The organism is Jutongia hominis (assembly GCF_014384965.1).
GTDB lineage: Bacteria > Bacillota > Clostridia > Lachnospirales > Lachnospiraceae > Butyribacter > Butyribacter hominis.
This window is the reverse complement of the sequence record NZ_JACRSW010000032.1, coordinates 227,560-245,842: the sequence shown is the minus strand read 5'-3', so window position 1 is coordinate 245,842 and position 18,283 is coordinate 227,560. Positions and strand designations below refer to the sequence as shown.

The window sequence follows — 18,283 nt, the reverse complement described above, 5'->3', positions numbered from 1 at the left end:
ATATATCAGAAAATGAATCAACAGAAACAATAAGTCATTCATACCGTTAGGTATTGAATATAAAAAACAAAATATATCGGAGAGATATATTGACAAATTTCAAATATTGAGATAGGAGAAGGATAAAATGAAATTGTCGGAGTTAGAAGCAGCGATTGAGGCCATTCTTTTTACAATGGGAGAGGCAGTAGAGTTGGAACGTATTGCAGCAGCCACACAGCAGGATGAAGATACCTGCCGTCGTGTGATCAGAAGCATGATGGATAAGTATTCAGGAGAGGATCGTGGAATCCAGATCATTGAACTGAATGGTGCTTTTCAGATGTGTACGAAAGCAGCGATGTATGAGCATTTAGTGAGGATTGCACATGTGCCAAAGAAGCATGTGCTGACAGATGTGATGTTAGAAACACTTTCGATCATTGCGTATAAACAGCCGATCACAAAGATTGAGATTGAACATATCCGTGGTGTAAAGTCAGATCATGTTGTTAATCGTCTGGTTGAATATAATCTTGTTTGTGAAGTGGGACGGTTAAATGCACCGGGAAGACCGATCCTTTTTGCAACAACAGAAGAATTTTTAAGAAATTTTGGAATCGAATCTTTAGATGAACTTCCGGTTGTCAATCCGGAAAAGATTGAAGATTTTAAATTAGAAGCGGAAGAAGAAGTTCAGCTTGAACTGGATATTTAATTCAAATTAATTTTTATTATTTTCTTTCCCTGCTGTGGGATTCAATTTATGGTCAATAATATTTTCAATGACGTATTTCTTTACCCAGATATCAAAGCTTAGCATGCAGATGAAAGAAAAGTTTGTCAGCATATTACGCTTTTCTTCATCTTCAATATCTGCAAACGTTTCATTGGATCTGTTCAGTTTGCGGATGATATCACGGATCTGGACATCTATATTATCTAATTCAATATTGAAAATTTCTTGATAAATACGGTCAAAATTAATATCTTCCTGATTTTGAAAACAATCTTTAGTGATTGGATTTAAAATGCTTTTGATATCGTTGATCGACAGGAAATTCTTAAAGTAATAAATAAAGATCAATAAGATCATATGTTCTTTGGAATATTTCTTTTTATTGGATGGAGGCAGCAGATTATTTTTTGTATAATTGTTGATCATTGTCTTTGTCAGGATCTTATCATCGGCAAAGCGTTTGGAAGATTGCAAATGTTCATCCATAAACGTTGTGATCTGATCCATATAAAGTTCGATATTAGGAATGTCTTTTGGAAGGATATAATCAATATCCTGAATGCTTCGGATCAAATCTAAAATTTCTCTGTTATATTTATTTCCCATCTCCGATATGTTCCTTTCTGTTTTTTCGTTTTCTGCAGGATATACAGATAATGTGCTGACAATATCTTTATAATTATATCGCAAAAAAAGAGGCAACGCAAGTTTTGGCTTTTGTATTGAAGGAAAGACAAGGACGGTCACGAATAATTTTTTTGAGCATAGAATAGGGATAATATTAGTATGCTGATCTTGGATTGTCAGGAAAGGAATTATGTGAAAAAGCAGGAAAAAATGCATATGACCAGACATAAGCATAGCAAAAAGCAAAATACAACGCTGACGCTTCGTGAGCCGGTTATTTCAGAAAAGCTGACAAAGAAAATGGAACTGACAGAAGACATCTTATTGCGTGTTCCCATCGTGACAGGATACGGAAATCAACGGTTCTGCATCGAAAATTATCGAAATATCATAGAATATACGACTAATCTGATCCGTGTACAGACAAAGACCGGAAAGATCCACATTCTTGGAAGAAATCTGGTGATTGCATATTTCAGGGACGATGCAATGTGTGTGATGGGAGAGGTTTTGTCAATAGAGTATCATTAATAAAAGTCTGGTGGATCAGACAATAGATGACATCGGGAGAAATTTCGACAATAGAATTTTATGGATTTGCTGTCAACGGGCAAAAGGAGGAAACTATGATACATAGAGTGCTTGGATGGTTTGCCGGTTTTTTGCTGGTGTCAATTCAGGGAAAGAATGTAGAGCGATTTATCAATCTATGCAAAAATAATCGGTTTGATCTCTGGCAGATTTCTTTTGCTGAGAGAAAAGGACAGGATTGTTTGTTTTTTAAGATTGCATTGCATGATTTTTATAAATTACGCCCCATTGCGAGAAAATGCAAAGTACATCCCCTGATCATCCGTCGTTATGGTTTTCCTTTTATGGTTGGCAAAATGAAACGTCATAAAAGTTTCTGTCTCGGAGTGCTTTGTTTTGTTGGGATTCTCTTTTTCTTATCCGGGCGGATCTGGGGAATCTATGTACGAGGAGAATCGTATCATAGCAAAGAAAGCCTGCTTCGTACTTTAGAACAGATGAATGTCTATGGAGGTATGGCAGCAAATGATCTGACTTGCAATGAGGTTGAGGAAAAGCTTCGTCATATTTATACAGATATCGGATGGGCAAGTGTGGAATTAAAAGGCAGTAAGATCTATGTGCGTGTTAAAGAGGTAACCGTTCCTTCCTCTCGGAAAAAGAAGCAAAAAGGTCATTTGATCGCGAGAGAAGATGCAAAAGTGGTTTCAATCGTAACCAGAAAAGGAACTGCAAAGAAGCGATCCGGCAATCAGGTGAAAAAGGGAGATATTTTGATCTCAGGAGCGATTTCAATCTACGGAGACGGGGATACATTGTATCGCAGGGAATATGTTCATGCGGATGGTGATGTGATATTAGAGACAACACAGGAATACAGTGACAGTATTTGCAAGAAACAGGAAAAGAGAAGCTATACCGGCAGAACAAAAAATATTTTTGAATGGCAGATAGCCGGTCATAGCTTTTTTTGTCATAATCCTTTAAAAAATTTGGAAACTTATAAAAAATATGATATAATCCGTGAAGGTGGGAAAGTTTGTCCTGAAGTGTCTTTGCGTTTCCCGCTAAGCTGTTATAAAAAGACATATCGGGAATATATGCTGCAAAGTGATATGCTTTCAAAAAAAGAAGCAAAAAAAGCACTTTTGCAACGATATAAGCGTTATATCCGTCATAAAAAAGAAAAAGGCTATGCATTAAAAACAGAAAAAATCAGATTTTATCAAAAAGGCAATGAATTTTTATGTAAAGGCAGTCTTGTATTCTGGCGGAAAGAAGACACGTATCGAAAGATCAATAAAAAGAATAAAACGATATATAAGGAAAAAGAAAACAATGGCAATAATGGAAACAATAGTAGAAATACCGGTGGAGCATGAAAGAAATATCTTTGGAAGTTTTGATGCAAATATCAGAAAGATCGAAAAGACATTAAATGTCACAATGATTGCAAGAGACGGCACATTAAAGTTAGTCGGAGATGCAGGAAATGTAAAAAAAGCAGAAGATATCCTGATGCAGTTTTTAGAACTTTCCAAACGCGGTAACAGTATTACTGAGCAGAATGTCAACTATGCACTTGCTCTTGCAATGGATAATGATAAGACAGATATGGTTGCAATGGATTCGGATGTAATCTGTCGGACAATTCAGGGAAAACCGATCAAACCAAAAACAGCCGGTCAGCAAAAATATATTGATCTGATCCGTCAGAAAATGATCGTCTTTGGTGTCGGTCCTGCCGGAACCGGTAAGACCTATCTTGCGATGGCAATGGCGATCGATGCGTTCAAAAAGGATGAAGTCAACAAGATCATTCTGACACGTCCGGCAATTGAAGCAGGAGAAAACTTAGGCTTCCTGCCCGGTGATTTGCAAAGTAAAGTAGACCCGTATCTGCGTCCTTTATATGATGCACTGTATCAGATCATGGGAGCGGAAAGTTATCTGAAAAATGTGGAAAAGGGCTTGATCGAAGTCGCACCGTTAGCATATATGCGAGGAAGAACATTAGATAATTCCTTTATCATTTTAGATGAAGCACAGAATACAACACCGGCACAGATGAAGATGTTCTTAACACGAATCGGCTTCGGATCAAAAGTTATCGTAACCGGTGACCTGACACAAAAAGATCTGCCAAGAGGTGTAAAGTCCGGTCTGGAACATGCCGTAGAAGTATTATCGAAAGTAGAAGATATCGGATTTGCTTATATGACAAACCGGGATGTAGTCCGTCATCCTCTGGTACAAAAGATCGTATCAGCTTATGATGAATATGAGAAACGACAGGAAAGACAAAAGCAGGTATCGGCGGCTAAAAAGAATCAGGGAAACTTTGAACATCACAAGAAGAACAGGATACAAGAGAAAAAAGGATAGTATTTAAACAGGAATGGAGAGTATTTCGTGGAAAGCAGGAAAAATAGAACAGCCATATATCAGATAGCTGCATATGCGGCACCAATATGCAGCGTTCTGATCTGGTATGGCATGGGAGAAAAAGAAGAAAGACTGGTATGGAGTAAACTGGTTATGACATTGATCGTAACCGGTCTGTTTTTACTACATCTGCACACTGATCGTACATTAGAAAAAAAATCATGCCGTTATCCGGTTCTTGTAGGAGTTTCTTATATTGTTTCTTTTGTATTATTAGGAATGTGTTCTTACCTTCCGATCGGTGCGTTATGGCTTCTTGCTGTTCCGGTAGTAGAAGCAGTACAGAACGAAAAGACGGCACAGGCTGTTTTAACTCTTTTGTGTGTCCAGTATGCTATTTTGGTTTTACCGCAAAATAAGGATTTTACATTGTTTGTTAAATATCTGGTATTTGGATATCTGCTCTTGATCTTATATCGTGGATTAGACAGTAAAAAGAGTGTTTGGTATTTCCTTGGCATTGTAGCAGTCTTTAGTCTGGTTCTTCAGATTGTTGTTTATGAGTTTGAGATCGGTCAAATAAAAAGTGAGATGATTTCTTTTTTATGGGGAATCGGAAGTGAAATTTTGCTTGGCATCTGCAGTGTGAGCAGTTATCTGTTGCTGGATAAAAAGACAGCAGATGAAGAGACGCAAGAGGAGGTACAGGCAGAAACAAAAGAAATCGTACAGGATCAGATTACAGAAAATGACAGGATCTTTTTACAGAGCATTATTGAACCGGACTTTGATCTCTTTGTCAGATTACAGCATTATTCTTTGCCACTGTTATCGCATTCTATGCACATCAGTGGTCTGTCAGAACAGGCAGCATTGTTTATCGGAGCAGAACCATTGTTAGCAAAAGCAGGTGGTCTGTATCATGAAGTCGGAAGAATTGTTGACGAAGAAGATTATATAGAAGCCGGAACAAAGCTTGCAAGGCAGTACCGTTTTCCGAATGCGTTGGTTCATGTTATGCGGCAGCATAGTACCGGTTTCGAGAAACCGGATTCAAAAGAGGCTGCGATCGTTATGTTGAGTGATTGTATTGTTTCTACAAGTGACTATTTGCAGGATACAGGAAAAAGAGGAGCCGTATCGGACGAGCGTCTTGTCGACAGTATTTTTCAAAACCGCATGGATAAAGGAAATTTAGATGAAGCAGGCTTTTCAAAAGAACAGATAGAGCAATTAAAAGAATTCTATATACGGAATGCTTTTTGATCAACAGGATCAATATAGGATTGATTTGAAAAAGCAGATTATTTTGTTTGGATTGCGAAACAGTGATTAGAAAAGAGAAGTACAGAGTTAATTGGAAATGAGGATTATTATGACGATATTATTTGAGAATGAAACGCGGGAAGAGTTTGATTTTTCGTATGAAGAGGTTCTGACGCAGGTGGTCAATGAAGCCGTGTCATATGAAAAATGTCCTTATGTCTGTGAAGTCAATATCACATTGACGGACAATCAGGGGATACGCACGATCAATCAGGAATTTCGTGGACTGGATATTCCAACCGATGTGTTATCTTTTCCGATGGTAGATTACGAGATGGCAGGTGATTTTTCTCATCTGGATACATTGGAAGCACAAAATATGTACTTTAATCTGGAATCAGGGGAACTGCTTTTGGGAGATATCGTAATCTCGGTAGAAAGAGCAAAAGAGCAGGCAAAAGAATATGGTCATTCTTTGAAAAGAGAAATGGCATTTCTGACAGCACACAGTATGTTACATTTGATGGGATATGATCATATGGAAGAGGACGAGAGGATCGTCATGGAGAAGAAACAGGAAGAGATTTTGCAGAACTTAGGAATTACAAGAGATTGAAGAAGGGACGAGTAAGAGATGGAATCCTCCAATAAAAGCAAAGCAAGTGGTTTTTTAAAGCAAGGCAGTATACTTGCCATAGCATCAATTTTAGTGCGTGTCATTGGATTGGTATATCGTATTCCGATGGCAAATATCATTGGAAATGAAGGAAATGGTATTTATTCAGCAGCATTTGAGATCTATAACCTGTTATTGATTATTTCCTCATATGGTATGCCAATGGCAGTCTCAAAGATGGTTTCTGCAAAATGTGCGAAAAAGCAATATAAAAATGCCTATTATATATTCCGCTGTTCGATGATCTTTTCTATTGTATCAGGCGGTCTGGCAGCGTTATTTGTATTCTTTGGAGCGGATATGTTAGAGAATAATTTCTTCTCAAAATACCATGGTATTGCAATTCCGCTTCGTGTATTGGCACCAACAATCTTTATCGTTGCGGTGATGGGAACCCTTCGTGGCCTTTTTCAGGGAAGAAATACAATGATGCCGACTGCGATCTCGCAGATCTTTGAGCAGATCGTCAATGCGTTTGTCAGTGTGGCAGCCGCATGGTCTTTGATGCGCAGCCATAGTGCATCATCAAAGATCTCAGCATGGGGAGCAGCCGGTGGAACATTGGGAACCTGTCTGGGTGCGCTGACCGCTTTTTTGATCCTTCTTGTGATCTACTGGGCATATCGTCCGGTCATGAAACGTCATGAAAGACACGATAAAGTATCGGTAGAAGATTCCTTGAAAGCTACTTATAAGCTGATCGCATGGACTGTGATCCCGATCATTTTAAGCCAGACGGTATACCAGCTTAGTGGTATTGTGGATGTTACATTATTTAATGCCGTAATGGGTGGTAAGAATTTTGCCGATAAGACTGTCAGCAGTCTGCTTGGTATTTATAGTACAAATTATCGTGTACTTGTCAGCGTTCCGATCGCAGTATCGACGGCAATCGCATCTTCGATGATACCGGGACTTGCTTTTTCGGTTGCAGAAGGGGATATGTCTTCGGTTCGTCATAAAGTTTCGATCGCTGTGAAATTTAATATGATCATTGCATTTCCATCCGCAGTCGGACTTGCTGTGTTAGCGCAGCCGATCATTCGTCTGTTGTTTCCTTCATCGGATTATATCGTAGGTGGAACGATGTTAATGCTTGGTTCTTCCTGCGTGATCTTTTATGCATTGTCAACCGTAACGAGTGGAGTATTACAGAGTATTGACCGGATGAGTCTTCCTGTAATCCATTCTTTGATCTCTTTGATCTTACACATTGTGATCGTATTTGGATTATTGCAATTTACGAATCTGGCAGGTTATGCTTTAGTGATCGGTAATGTGACATATCCGATGTTGGTATGTTATCTTAATGGCAGATCTGTCAGCCGGTATATCAGGCAAAAGCAGGAATTGAAAAAGACGTTTATCGTACCACTTCTTTCTTCTGTTGTCATGGGAGTAGTTACTTTTGTAATCTATGAGTTGTTCTTTATTGTGACACATAGAATTTATGTAGCGATCGTTCCGGCAGTAGCGGCAGCCGTTGTGGTATACTTTATTATGGTATTAAAATTGAATGGATTGGACAGAGAGGAGCTTTATGAATTCCCATTTGGACGTAAAATGGGCATTGTTGCAGATAAATTACATTTATTAAAAGAGTAGCAGGTATTGATTTGAGGGAGGCGTGAAATACGATGCAGAAAATTACGCGTGAAACCATACGTCAGTTAGCATCTTCAGAAACTGTGTACTACAGGGGGATGCGTTATTATGCTGCACATGCTGTCAGCAAAGTGACATGGAGCGAAAGTAATAAGCAGTATCGTGCCATTGTCAAAGGCAGCAACCAGTATGTTGTAACGATACAGGCAGATGACCAGGGAGAGATCGTTTATAATTGTAATTGTCCGGCACATGTCAAATATACCGGAGCATGCAAGCATGTTGTTGCAACACTTTTATTTATCACAGATTACCAGCAAAGACAGGAAGTAAAAGAAAATCTGAATGCAGAAGATAAGATGGCATATCAGATCGTGGAATATTTTAGTAAAAGAGAATATCGTCATCTTTCACCGCAATATTTTCATATTGCATTACAGATCCATATTGCAGATTTTTTAAAAGAACAGGATGCGAAAGCCTATCTGAGCCTTTATGCAGGTTCCGGCAAGATGTATAAGGTTTCGAACACAAAGAAATTCGTATCGGATTATTATCATAAGAAAAAGATTACGTTAGGAAAAGAGTTCTGCTTTATGCCCGGAGAGTGTGCTTTTGATGAACAGTCTGTCCCGGTGCTTGACTATCTGACAGAAATTTTAGAAGTACAGGAAACGCTTGGCAAGACGTATTATTCAAATCTTTTTAACAGACAGGAGATGGTTCTGTCACGTAATATGCTCTATAAAGTGCTTCATCTGGCAGCAGGCATGACCTGTAACCTGAATCTGTATGGCAAGAAGATCGAAAATGTACAGATCGTAGAAGGCAATCCGCAGATCGGCTTAAATCTTCGTATGGAAAAAGACAGCCTTTTTGTAGAAAATAACAACGAACAGAAGTTATTATCGTTATGTGAAGACGGAAGCATTTTGTATTATGAAGAATGCTTATATCTTCCGCAAAAGGACTTTATCTGTAATATCTTACCATTTTACACCGCTCTTTTTTCAAATGAAACCAAAACGATCGAGTTTCGAAATGAAAATAAAAACGGATTTATTGAGAAAGTGCTGCCTGTCATTAAGAAGTCGATGCAACTTACCGTACCATTGGAATTAAAGAATAATTATATTGTAGAGCCATTGGTGCCAAAGTTATATCTTGACATAGTGCGTTCTAAGACAAAAATCTATGTCAGTGCCAGAATTCATTTTGTCTATGGGGAATATGAAGTAGATCCGTTGCATCCTTTTTCATCGGGGAAATACATTTTAGTGCGTGATAAGGAAGAGGAAGAGCGTCTGACACGTTTATTGTATAACCTGAATTTTAAGGTGACAGATGATGCTTTTTTATTAAAAAAAGAAGAAGATATCTTTCTTTTGATGACAGATAAGATGAATCTTTTGACAGAAAACTTTGAAGTTTTTTATTCGAAAGCATACAAATCCGCTTCCGTTAAAAAGTTTGGCTATCTGTCCGGTAAAGTGCGTCTGGATACAGAGATTGATTTTCTGGAAATGGATCTTGAATATTCACAGATTCCAAAAGAAGAGTTAGTTGATTTTTTTAAGGCACTTCGATTAAAGAAGAGATATTATCGTTTAAAAAGCGGTGCTTTTATTGATTTACAGGAGCAGAATAATCATTTGAAAAGCTTATCCTGGATCGTTGAGAATGGAACGGTTGCTGAGGATGGCAGTATTGAGATGCCAAAGACAATGGCACTATATCTTGATGATTTCTTACCGAGAACACACAAGATTGAAAAAGAAGAATCGTATCGGAAGCTTGTCAATGATATCCATTCACCCGAACAGACAAACTGGAAGATCCCTGAAGGGGTAAATGCAGTGCTTCGCCCATATCAGGTAGTAGGATACCAATGGCTAAAGACGTTAGCTTATTATAATATGGGTGGTATCTTGGCAGATGATATGGGACTTGGAAAAACCTTACAGGCGATCGTTTATATCTGTTCGAATCCGGGAGAGAAAACATTGGTTGTATGTCCGACTTCTCTTGCCTATAACTGGCAGGAAGAGTTTGAAAAATTCAGTCCGACGATACGCACCAGAGTTGTCAGTGGAAACCCGCAGGAGCGAATGGAACTGATACATGATATCGAGGATGTGGATGTTTTGATCACGACCTATCCATTGATCCGAAAAGATATGGAAGCGTATCAGGATATTGTCTTTGATACGATCTTTATTGATGAAGCACAATTTATCAAAAATCCAAGCTCGCTCGGTGCAAAGGCGGTCAAAGCGATCAAGGCAAAACATCGTTTCGCACTAACCGGTACACCGATTGAAAATGCGTTATCGGAACTCTGGTCGATCTTTGACTTTATCATGCCGGGATTTTTCCCGCGATACAGTAAGTTTAGTGAACTGTACGAAAAGCCGATCATGCGTGGCGAAGATGAACGGGTGATGCAGGAATTAAAACTTCGTATCAAACCATTTATTTTACGACGTATGAAAAAGCAGGTTCTTCGTGAGCTGCCGGATAAGATTGAGACCATGCGTATGGCTGAGATGACAAAGAAGCAGGAAAAAATCTATCTGTCATATTTATCAAGGATCCAGTCAGAGATCCGTGAGAATGAAGATTTTGGCAGTGGAGCCGGAAGGATCCAGATTCTGGCGGCTTTAACAAGATTGCGTCAGATATGCTGTCATCCGGGAACATTTGTAGAGAATTATCATAGCGGAAGCGGAAAGTTAGATCTTCTGATGGAACAGCTTCCTGATATTCTGGATGGTGGTCATAGTGTGATCATCTTTTCGCAATTCACTTCGATGCTCTCGATCATAGCAAAAGAATTAGAGCATGCAGGCATTGCTTATTTTTATCTTGCCGGATCGACAAAGGCGATCGACCGCAAAAAATATGTAAAAGAATTTAACGAAGGAAGGGTAAAAGTGTTTCTTGTTTCGTTAAAAGCCGGAGGAACCGGCTTGAACCTGACCGGTGCAGATACCGTGATCCATTTTGATCCGTGGTGGAATCCTGCAGTAGAAGAACAGGCAACCGACCGTGCTTACCGCATCGGCCAACGCAGGAAAGTACAGGTAATCCGCTATGTGATGAAAAATTCGATCGAAGAAAAGATCTACAAATTGCAAAAGAAGAAAAAGGAATTATCCAATCATGTGATCGATACCGGAGAGGTTTTCATTAATCAGTTGACGAAAGAAGAATTGTTTGATCTTTTTGAAGAAGAGGAGTAAGAGGGCAGGCGGTAGAAAAAGCAGTCACAGAATGCATTCGTGAAAATGATATCTGAAAGTCTATGATATGGAAAATGAGAATTTGATGCCAAAAAGTGCTTGAAATCTCAAAAAGAATATGATATGATAGCATGGTTGTGAGTAGAGATATTCCTCTGTTACGGTTGCGAAAGCACATAAGTATTAAGAATGTCAAAATGATAAGGAGGTTCAACATGAACGAGATTATTAAGGCAATTGAAGATGCACAGTTAAAGTCAGATGTAGCTGATTTTAATGTAGGTGATACTGTAAAAGTATACGCAAAGGTTATTGAAGGCTCAAGAGAGCGTATTCAGGTATACGAAGGAACAGTATTAAAGAGACAGAATGGTGGAGCAAGAGAAACATTTACAGTTAGAAAGCTTTCTAATGGTGTTGGTGTAGAAAAGACTTGGCCATTACATTCACCAATCATTGACAAGATTGAAGTAGTTCGCAGAGGTAAAGCAAGACGTGCGAAATTATTCTATCTTCGTGACAGAGTTGGTAAAGCAGCTAAGGTAAAAGAGATTGTGAAATAATGGAATCTGTTTTACAGCTTTGGGAGCCGTTGCATATGCAGCGGCTCTTTTTGTGCTACATTGGGTTTGAATTTTTTCTTTTTGTAAAAGATGGAAAAGACTAAAAAGACAGAATGGTTATAGGAACTTCTTATTCAAACCGGCATAGAATGACAAAAAGAGTGTTAATAAGGGGAAGTATATGGCAACAGTAATGTTAGATGCCGGGCATGGTGGTTATGACAATGGTGCCAGTTTTGAAGGAAGAAAAGAAAAAGATGATAATCTGAATCTGGTTCTTGCGATTGGAAACATTTTAGAAAATAATGGTGTGGATGTCTTATATACACGGACAACAGACATCTACCAAAGTCCGAATGAAAAAGCGAATATAGCCAATCGGAGCGATACGTCGTATTTTGTATCCATACACAGAAATTCCAGCCCACAGCCAAACACGTATTCCGGTGTACAGACACTTGTTTATGCAGATGCAGGTATTCCGGCATTGTTTGCACAAAATATCAACCGTGAGCTTGAAAAAGTAGGATATGCCAATCTTGGCACATCCGTCCGGCCAAACCTTGCAGTGCTTCGTGGAACCAATATGCCGGCAGCGTTAGTAGAAGTCGGATTTATCAATACCGAGCAGGATAACCGGCTTTTGGATCTGAAATTCCCGGAAACGGCACAGGCGATCGCAGATGGAATTTTACAGACGGTACAGGGAGCGAACATAGAAAGCAGTGAAGTGGAAACGTATAGTCTGGAACTCGGTGTATTTATGCACGAAAAGAATGCACAGAACTTAGCAAAAACCTTACAGGAAGAAGGATATGAAAGCTATATCGAAGTTGTGAACAACTGTTATCGTGTTGGGCATGGAAGGTTTACGAATCGCATGGAAGCAAAAAAGAAACGAGATGAACTGTTTGCGCGAGATTACGAAGTACGGATTATTGTTAAGAATGCGATGCCTTCGTAAGTTTTTACGCCACTTTTTTTGAATTTTTTATGTAAGATAACAGCTTTTAAAATAGTATCTTTATAAAGAATGAGACTTTTCTATTACATGGCAAACTTTTCCTAAATATGTTATTATATTTTTTGATGACAGATTATAAATGTCAGCTTCATACCTTAAAAAGTATGGAGCTGCTTTCATTAAATGGGAGGTTGCTATGAAAAAACATTTAAGAGTAGTTATGGAATTTACAGAGGAGAATAATATGGGAATGAATAATGGAAGAAAAAACGGTGAGAGGGCTTTTTTAGATCGCTTTGACCAGTATGAAAAAATCTGCATCCAATGTCATGATAACCCCGATGCGGATGCATTAGCCTCCGGTTATGCGTTGTGGAGTTTTTTTAAAGAAAAGGGAAAAGAAGTTACTTTCGTCTATGGTGGAGCAAATCAGATCCAAAAATCAAATTTGTTATTGATGATCAAAGAATTAGAGATTCCGGTACAATATGTGACAGAATTACCGGATTGTGATCTTTTGATCATGGCAGACTGCCAATATGGTTCCGGCAATGTAACAAAGTGGAAAGCACCGGAAATAGCTATGGTAGATCATCATCAATGTGGTCTGATGCAGGGAGATCATTATTGTATCAAATCGAACTTAGGCAGCTGTTCTACTGTGGTATGGAGTCTTTTTCAGGAAGTGGGATTTGATATCAGCAGGAATATCCATCTGTCTACAGCGTTATATTATGGTTTGTATATGGATACCAGCCAGTTTGAAGAAATTTTTCATCCTTTAGACAAGGACATGCGTGATACATTAGAAAAAGATGATCAGCTGTTATTTCATTTGATGAATACGAATCTTTCGTTAGAAGAGCTTAGTATTGCGGGAGAAGCCCTGACAAAGCGGATCTATGATGAAGAGTATCGCTTTTCTGTCATTCCGGTCAAGCAATGTGATCCTAACATTCTTGGAATTGTCAGTGATTTTGTGATTCAGGTTGAAGAAATCAACACCTGTGTTGCATTTAATCCGAATCCGGGTGGATACAAGCTTTCGGTCAGAAGCTGTGTCAAAGAGGCAAAAGCAAATGAAATGGCACAATTTTTATGTGCCGATATTGGAAATGGCGGAGGTCATTTGACAAAAGGTGGAGGCTTTATTGCAAAGAAAAGCTTTGAGCAGACATATCCTGACTGTCAGATGCAGGATTACCTATGTGACAGGATCCGTAACTATTTCGATTCGTATGAAGTAATCTATGCAAAAACATATCAATTAGATAAAGCACAATTACAGCCGTATTTAAAGAAAGCAATTCCGGTAGGTGTAACGAGAGCAGAAGACTTCCTGAAAATGGGTACACCGATATTAGTGCGTACTTTAGAAGGGGATGTCGATCTGATCGTATCTAAAGATCTTTATTTTATGATCGGTATTGAAGGCGAGGTTTATCCGATCCGCAAAGAGAAGTTTGAAAGAACCTATCGTTATGTCGATGAAGTAGCAGAATTTGATATGGAATACGCACCTACGATTCGAAATAATATTGATGGGGAGATATACCGGTTAATGGATTATATGCGAAGCTGTGTAGCATCCGGCACGACAAAAATCTATGCCAAGCCATTAGAAAAGAATGTGAAAGTGTTTACAGCCTGGGATGAACATAAATATTATACCGGTCTGGCAGGAGATTATATTGTGATGCGGGAAGATGATGAGCATGACATTTATATTGTACGCGGAGATATTTTTAAGAAAACCTATGAAAAAGTAGAAGAATGAAAATGAGAAACCATGAAAGATACATTTTCAATAAAATGTGTTGGGATCAGTAGCACACAGAGAGGATAAGAAGGATGAAATACGCAGCATTTATAAGCTACCGCCATGGTGGGATTGATGAAAAAGTAGGTATGCAGATACAGCACGATCTGGAACGATATAAGATACCTTCAAAGATTGCAAAGAGTATTGGGAAAAAAAGTCTTGGTAAAGTCTTTCGTGACGCAGATGATCTGCGTGCAGCCAGCGATTTATCGGCAATCATACGTGCCGGAATTGATGAATCGGAATATCTGATCGTGATCTGTACGAAACGATACCAGAAATCCGTCTGGTGTATGGAAGAGATTGAATATTTCTTAGAAACACGCGACAGAGAACATATTATTGTTGTTTTAGTCGAAGGAGAACCCCAGGAAAGCTTTCCTGAAATCCTGACGCATATCGAGCGTGACGGTAAGATCGTAGCGATTGAACCGTTGGCGGTTGATGTCCGTGCCGAAACGGAAAAGCAGATCCTAAAAAATGTAACAAAAGAAAAGCTTCGCTATATCTCACAAATGTTAGATATGGATTACGATGATCTAAAGCAGCGCCAGAAAGAACGTCAAAGAAAGAGAAATGCAATTCTTGCCGGTATTGTTTTTGCCGGTGTTGCTGTCTTTGCAAGTGTAGTATCTTATAAGAATGTACAGTTAAATACTGCATATGACAGTCTGGATCATTCGATGCAGCAGACATTAAAAGGACAATCTTACTATCTGTCGGAATACTCAAATACCGCCTATCTTAATGGAGACAGGGCAACCGCAGCACTTCTGGCACTGAAAGCACTGCCTAAGAATCTTGAAGAACCGGACAGGCCTTTTGTGCCAAGTGTAATGCGGTCTTTGTCATCGGCTCTGGGAGTCTATGATTTCAGCAGCGGCTATCAGCCGGACAAGGTGTATGATTTTAATACAGAAGCCTATCATACGAAAGTGACGATCAGTAAGAAAGGAACGTATCTGGTCATTGAACGTTATCAGGCAGCAGCTAATAATATGTTGAATGGAAAAGCCTATATTTACCGGATTGATAACCGTAAGCTGGTACAGTGTGTCAATCTGGATGACATCAGTAAAACAGCGATACATACCTCTTCACATATGGCTTGTCTTACAAATGATGAAAAGATATTTTATTATCTCGGAAAAGACGGACTTTGTGCCATGGATCTAAAGAGCGGTAAAGAGCTTTTTACCGGGCAGAAAGGCTGTCAGATGGTATTGAGTGAGCAAAATGATGTGATTTCTGTTTATGATGATGATACGGCAACGTTATATTCTTATGCTACAGATGGCAGATTACAGGCACAGACAGCTTTATCCGCACAGAAAAAATATGCACTATATTGTATCAGCCCTGACAGCAGCATTGCGGTTCTGTCACAGGATGCTAAAGACGGTGTCGGAATCTTACTTGCTGACACGTCGAATGGCGGCACGCTTTTTGTAGATAAAAGCGAAAGCTGCAGTCAGATCTCATTTATCAATGATCACAGTCTATGTTTTGTGCGGCAGGATACACAGATGGGAAAGAGCCACATCGTTGTTTATGATCTGAATGAAAATGCAGATGATTATCTCGTAGATTCCGAACGAAGCAGCATTGGAACGATTGCCATGTCAGGCAATGAAACCTGCTTTTTCTATGTCGATAAAGACGTTTGTGAAGTCAGCAACAAGACCGGAAAAGTGATTTGGAAAAATACATATTCTTCCGATGTGACTTCTGTGAAAGCACAGGGCAATTATTTAATGGTTACACTCAAAAACGGACAGAGTTATTTTTATAACAGCAAAAAACATCTGTTGATCAACCAGTCTGCCGGAAATGAAGAAAATTTCTATGCAATGGCGTTAAATGAAGATTATGCCTGTAGTGCGGATTTTTGGGGGAAGAATATTCGTTTATACAGCAATAAAAAGAAGACAAGAAAAGACGTGACAACAAAAGAGATTATAACAAATACCACACAACGTCCTGAAAAGTGGTATACTGCTTCATCAAATGGAAAGACAATCCTGCTGGATTTTAAAAATGGAATGCAGGATACCGTAAAGACATTCCGTGCGGATACACTTGAGATGATTGGCAGTACAACATTAAAGGATATGGATTATGAGTCCTTTAATAATCTTTCCGTTTCTGCGGAAAATGACAAATATATCAGCATTCAGGATTACGCCTATGGAGCAAATGCTCATTTTAATGCAAAAACGATGAAAAAAGTATTTTCTTATGATGAAGATTCGTATTATTTCTATAATGATGATCGTTCTCTGATCACGATTGCACAAAAAAATGAGTTAGTGACCTATGATGCGGCGACAGGAAAAGTCAAAAAGAAAACAGCGATTCCGGATGCCTATGACCGTGGATTGCAAGTTGGAGACTATACGATCTTTGGAAATGATAAGAAAATAGCAATTCGGAAAAAAGGGAAAAAAGACGTGATCTTAAAAGATGCCGTGATCTATACTTCAAATGAAAAGCAAAAGCTGCTATGTTATCGCAGCGTGGATGCAGGCAAATGGTATGTCTATTCGTTAGAAAAGGGAAAAATCATCAGTCAGGGAAAAGCAGGAACATTTGCGTGTACGATTTTTTTTGATGATGGAACTTATTTTCTGAATGATTATAATGCCGTTTATGATGCACGATCAGGGAAAAAAGTTCTGGATATATCCGATATCAGCACCGGAGTATATGGAGTATATACGAATAAAAAGATTCCGTATTTTGTTGTATGGTATCAAAGCGGAGAATCCGATGCAAATGGTAAATCCAGCGGAAGTAACATGGCATATCTGTATAACAAAAAGCATCCGGAAGAGATTGTTGCAAGTATTCCGAATTTTGTGGCAATGGCAGAAGATGGCAGCGTGATCACATTTGACGGAGATCATACATTATATAAAACACCATTATATTCTGAAAAGGAACTGTTACAGAAAGGAAATGAATTTGTTAAAGGTATGAAGCTTACAAAAGAGCAGAAAGAAAAGTATCATTTGTTTACAGAGTAATAGGGCTGCAAATATGAGGTGAGGAATTTTATGAAAAAAAACTGCTTCTATCCGGTCCTTGGAAAACAAAAAAGCCTTCCGGTCTATTTATCCGGGATCGGAGTGGCGGATCCGGAATATCATATCAAACGGGAGAAAGGATTGATATCCCATCAATTCCTATATACACAAAGCGGATCTGGTCAACTGCTTGTCAATGGGAAGCGTTATTTGCAAAAAGAAGGAAGTCTTTTTTATCTGGCTCCGGGCATTGCCCATGAATATTATCCGGTCAGGGAAGATGAATGGATGACCTGCTGGGTAGTATTTCGTGGTAATCATCTGAACGAAATGATGAAGGAAATGGGATTTGCTGATTTTGCATTTGCAAATAATATCGTGAACGAAGAAATCAAAAAGACATTTCAACGATTATATTCAGCTGCGAAAGACCCATGGGATGGCGACGATCGGTGCTCAATCTTATTATATGAATATATTATGCATATCCGTAATGCCTTTCGGACAAACGAGAAATATGGAAAAATGACAACAAAAGGGATCTTATTCAAGCCACTTCAATATATCGAGAAACATTACACTGATGAGATCACCTTAGAACAGTTAGCGGATATCAGTAATGTCAGCAAGCAGCATTTTTGCCGGGTATTTAAAGCACAAATGAAGATGCGGCCAATGGAATATATCTCAAGAAAACGGGTTACTCAGGCAAAGGAATTGCTATTGTCGACATCTAAATCAATTGAAGAGATCGCAAAGCTGGCCGGATATGATAATCCGACTTATTTTGGTATGGTCTTTAAAAAGTATGAAGGCATGACACCGACTGACTGTCGGAAGAGAGAATGTGATCTGTGA

General features: G+C 38.8%; 14 protein-coding genes. 13 read left to right on the top strand and 1 reads right to left on the bottom strand.

Annotated elements, in window-relative coordinates; genetic code table 11:
- Positions 1 to 127 precede the first annotated feature (127 nt).
- Positions 128 to 697 carry an SMC-Scp complex subunit ScpB gene (gene scpB, locus H8700_RS09970; RefSeq protein ID WP_249305504.1) on the top strand — a complete coding sequence of 190 codons (570 nt, stop codon included), beginning with the start codon at positions 128 to 130 and terminating at the stop codon, positions 695 to 697.
- Between the two features lie 6 nt (positions 698 to 703).
- On the opposite strand, the gene H8700_RS09965 is transcribed toward scpB, so the two are convergent.
- Positions 704 to 1,324: a DUF1836 domain-containing protein gene (locus H8700_RS09965; protein WP_249305503.1), complete on the bottom strand. Its 621-nt coding sequence runs from the start codon at positions 1,322 to 1,324 to the stop codon at positions 704 to 706.
- Positions 1,325 to 1,555: 231 nt separating this feature from the next.
- On the opposite strand from H8700_RS09965, the gene H8700_RS09960 reads away from it, so the two are divergent.
- From H8700_RS09960 to H8700_RS09905, 12 genes are all read left to right on the top strand, one after another.
- Positions 1,556 to 1,876, top strand: coding sequence for a YabP/YqfC family sporulation protein (locus H8700_RS09960; RefSeq protein WP_022141228.1), 321 nt, complete (start codon positions 1,556 to 1,558; stop codon positions 1,874 to 1,876).
- A 95-nt stretch (positions 1,877 to 1,971) separates the two neighbouring features.
- Positions 1,972 to 3,258: a sporulation protein YqfD gene (locus H8700_RS09955; protein ID WP_249305501.1), complete on the top strand. Its 1,287-nt coding sequence runs from the start codon at positions 1,972 to 1,974 to the stop codon at positions 3,256 to 3,258.
- Positions 3,215 to 4,261 carry a PhoH family protein gene (locus H8700_RS09950; protein WP_249305499.1) on the top strand — a complete coding sequence of 349 codons (1,047 nt, stop codon included), beginning with the start codon at positions 3,215 to 3,217 and terminating at the stop codon, positions 4,259 to 4,261. Before H8700_RS09955 ends, H8700_RS09950 begins: the two co-directional genes overlap by 44 nt.
- A 27-nt stretch (positions 4,262 to 4,288) precedes the next feature.
- Complete coding sequence (locus H8700_RS12340; protein ID WP_249305497.1) at positions 4,289 to 5,527, top strand: HDIG domain-containing metalloprotein; 1,239 nt, start codon at positions 4,289 to 4,291, stop codon at positions 5,525 to 5,527.
- A 109-nt stretch (positions 5,528 to 5,636) separates the two neighbouring features.
- Entirely contained in the window at positions 5,637 to 6,143 is a 507-nt protein-coding gene (gene ybeY / locus H8700_RS09940; protein ID WP_022142112.1) for an rRNA maturation RNase YbeY, read from the top strand.
- A gap of 18 nt (positions 6,144 to 6,161) precedes the next feature.
- Positions 6,162 to 7,808, top strand: coding sequence for a putative polysaccharide biosynthesis protein (locus tag H8700_RS09935; RefSeq protein WP_249305495.1), 1,647 nt, complete (start codon positions 6,162 to 6,164; stop codon positions 7,806 to 7,808).
- A 32-nt stretch (positions 7,809 to 7,840) separates the two neighbouring features.
- Positions 7,841 to 11,050, top strand: a complete 3,210-nt coding sequence (locus H8700_RS09930; RefSeq protein ID WP_022142114.1) for a DEAD/DEAH box helicase — start codon at positions 7,841 to 7,843, stop codon at positions 11,048 to 11,050.
- Positions 11,051 to 11,265: 215 nt separating this feature from the next.
- Positions 11,266 to 11,613 carry a 50S ribosomal protein L19 gene (rplS, locus tag H8700_RS09925; protein ID WP_022142115.1) on the top strand — a complete coding sequence of 116 codons (348 nt, stop codon included), beginning with the start codon at positions 11,266 to 11,268 and terminating at the stop codon, positions 11,611 to 11,613.
- Between the two features lie 181 nt (positions 11,614 to 11,794).
- Positions 11,795 to 12,577 (top strand): N-acetylmuramoyl-L-alanine amidase, encoded by a 783-nt coding sequence (locus tag H8700_RS09920; protein ID WP_249305493.1) that lies wholly within the window; start codon positions 11,795 to 11,797, stop codon positions 12,575 to 12,577.
- 196 nt (positions 12,578 to 12,773) lie between these two features.
- Positions 12,774 to 14,354 carry a DHH family phosphoesterase gene (locus H8700_RS09915; RefSeq protein WP_249305491.1) on the top strand — a complete coding sequence of 527 codons (1,581 nt, stop codon included), beginning with the start codon at positions 12,774 to 12,776 and terminating at the stop codon, positions 14,352 to 14,354.
- A gap of 74 nt (positions 14,355 to 14,428) precedes the next feature.
- Positions 14,429 to 17,425, top strand: coding sequence for a toll/interleukin-1 receptor domain-containing protein (locus H8700_RS09910; protein ID WP_249305489.1), 2,997 nt, complete (start codon positions 14,429 to 14,431; stop codon positions 17,423 to 17,425).
- 30 nt (positions 17,426 to 17,455) lie between these two features.
- On the top strand, positions 17,456 to 18,283 hold the full coding sequence (locus tag H8700_RS09905; RefSeq protein WP_249305487.1) for an AraC family transcriptional regulator: 828 nt from the start codon (positions 17,456 to 17,458) through the stop codon (positions 18,281 to 18,283).

Excerpts from the sequence above, each read along its gene's own strand:
- rplS (WP_022142115.1), top strand. The coding sequence starts at position 11,266 with ATGAACGAGATTATTAAGGCAATTGAAGATGCACAGTTAAAGTCAGAT.
- H8700_RS09910 (WP_249305489.1), top strand. The coding sequence starts at position 14,429 with ATGAAATACGCAGCATTTATAAGCTACCGCCATGGTGGGATTGATGAA.
- H8700_RS09915 (WP_249305491.1), top strand. The coding sequence starts at position 12,774 with ATGAAAAAACATTTAAGAGTAGTTATGGAATTTACAGAGGAGAATAAT.
- H8700_RS09950 (WP_249305499.1), top strand. The coding sequence starts at position 3,215 with ATGGCAATAATGGAAACAATAGTAGAAATACCGGTGGAGCATGAAAGA.
- H8700_RS09905 (WP_249305487.1), top strand. The coding sequence starts at position 17,456 with ATGAAAAAAAACTGCTTCTATCCGGTCCTTGGAAAACAAAAAAGCCTT.
- ybeY (WP_022142112.1), top strand. The coding sequence starts at position 5,637 with ATGACGATATTATTTGAGAATGAAACGCGGGAAGAGTTTGATTTTTCG.
- scpB (WP_249305504.1), top strand. The coding sequence starts at position 128 with ATGAAATTGTCGGAGTTAGAAGCAGCGATTGAGGCCATTCTTTTTACA.
- H8700_RS09965 (WP_249305503.1), bottom strand. The coding sequence starts at position 1,324 with ATGGGAAATAAATATAACAGAGAAATTTTAGATTTGATCCGAAGCATT.
- H8700_RS09930 (WP_022142114.1), top strand. The coding sequence starts at position 7,841 with ATGCAGAAAATTACGCGTGAAACCATACGTCAGTTAGCATCTTCAGAA.
- H8700_RS09935 (WP_249305495.1), top strand. The coding sequence starts at position 6,162 with ATGGAATCCTCCAATAAAAGCAAAGCAAGTGGTTTTTTAAAGCAAGGC.
- H8700_RS09960 (WP_022141228.1), top strand. The coding sequence starts at position 1,556 with ATGCATATGACCAGACATAAGCATAGCAAAAAGCAAAATACAACGCTG.
- H8700_RS09920 (WP_249305493.1), top strand. The coding sequence starts at position 11,795 with ATGGCAACAGTAATGTTAGATGCCGGGCATGGTGGTTATGACAATGGT.
- H8700_RS09955 (WP_249305501.1), top strand. The coding sequence starts at position 1,972 with ATGATACATAGAGTGCTTGGATGGTTTGCCGGTTTTTTGCTGGTGTCA.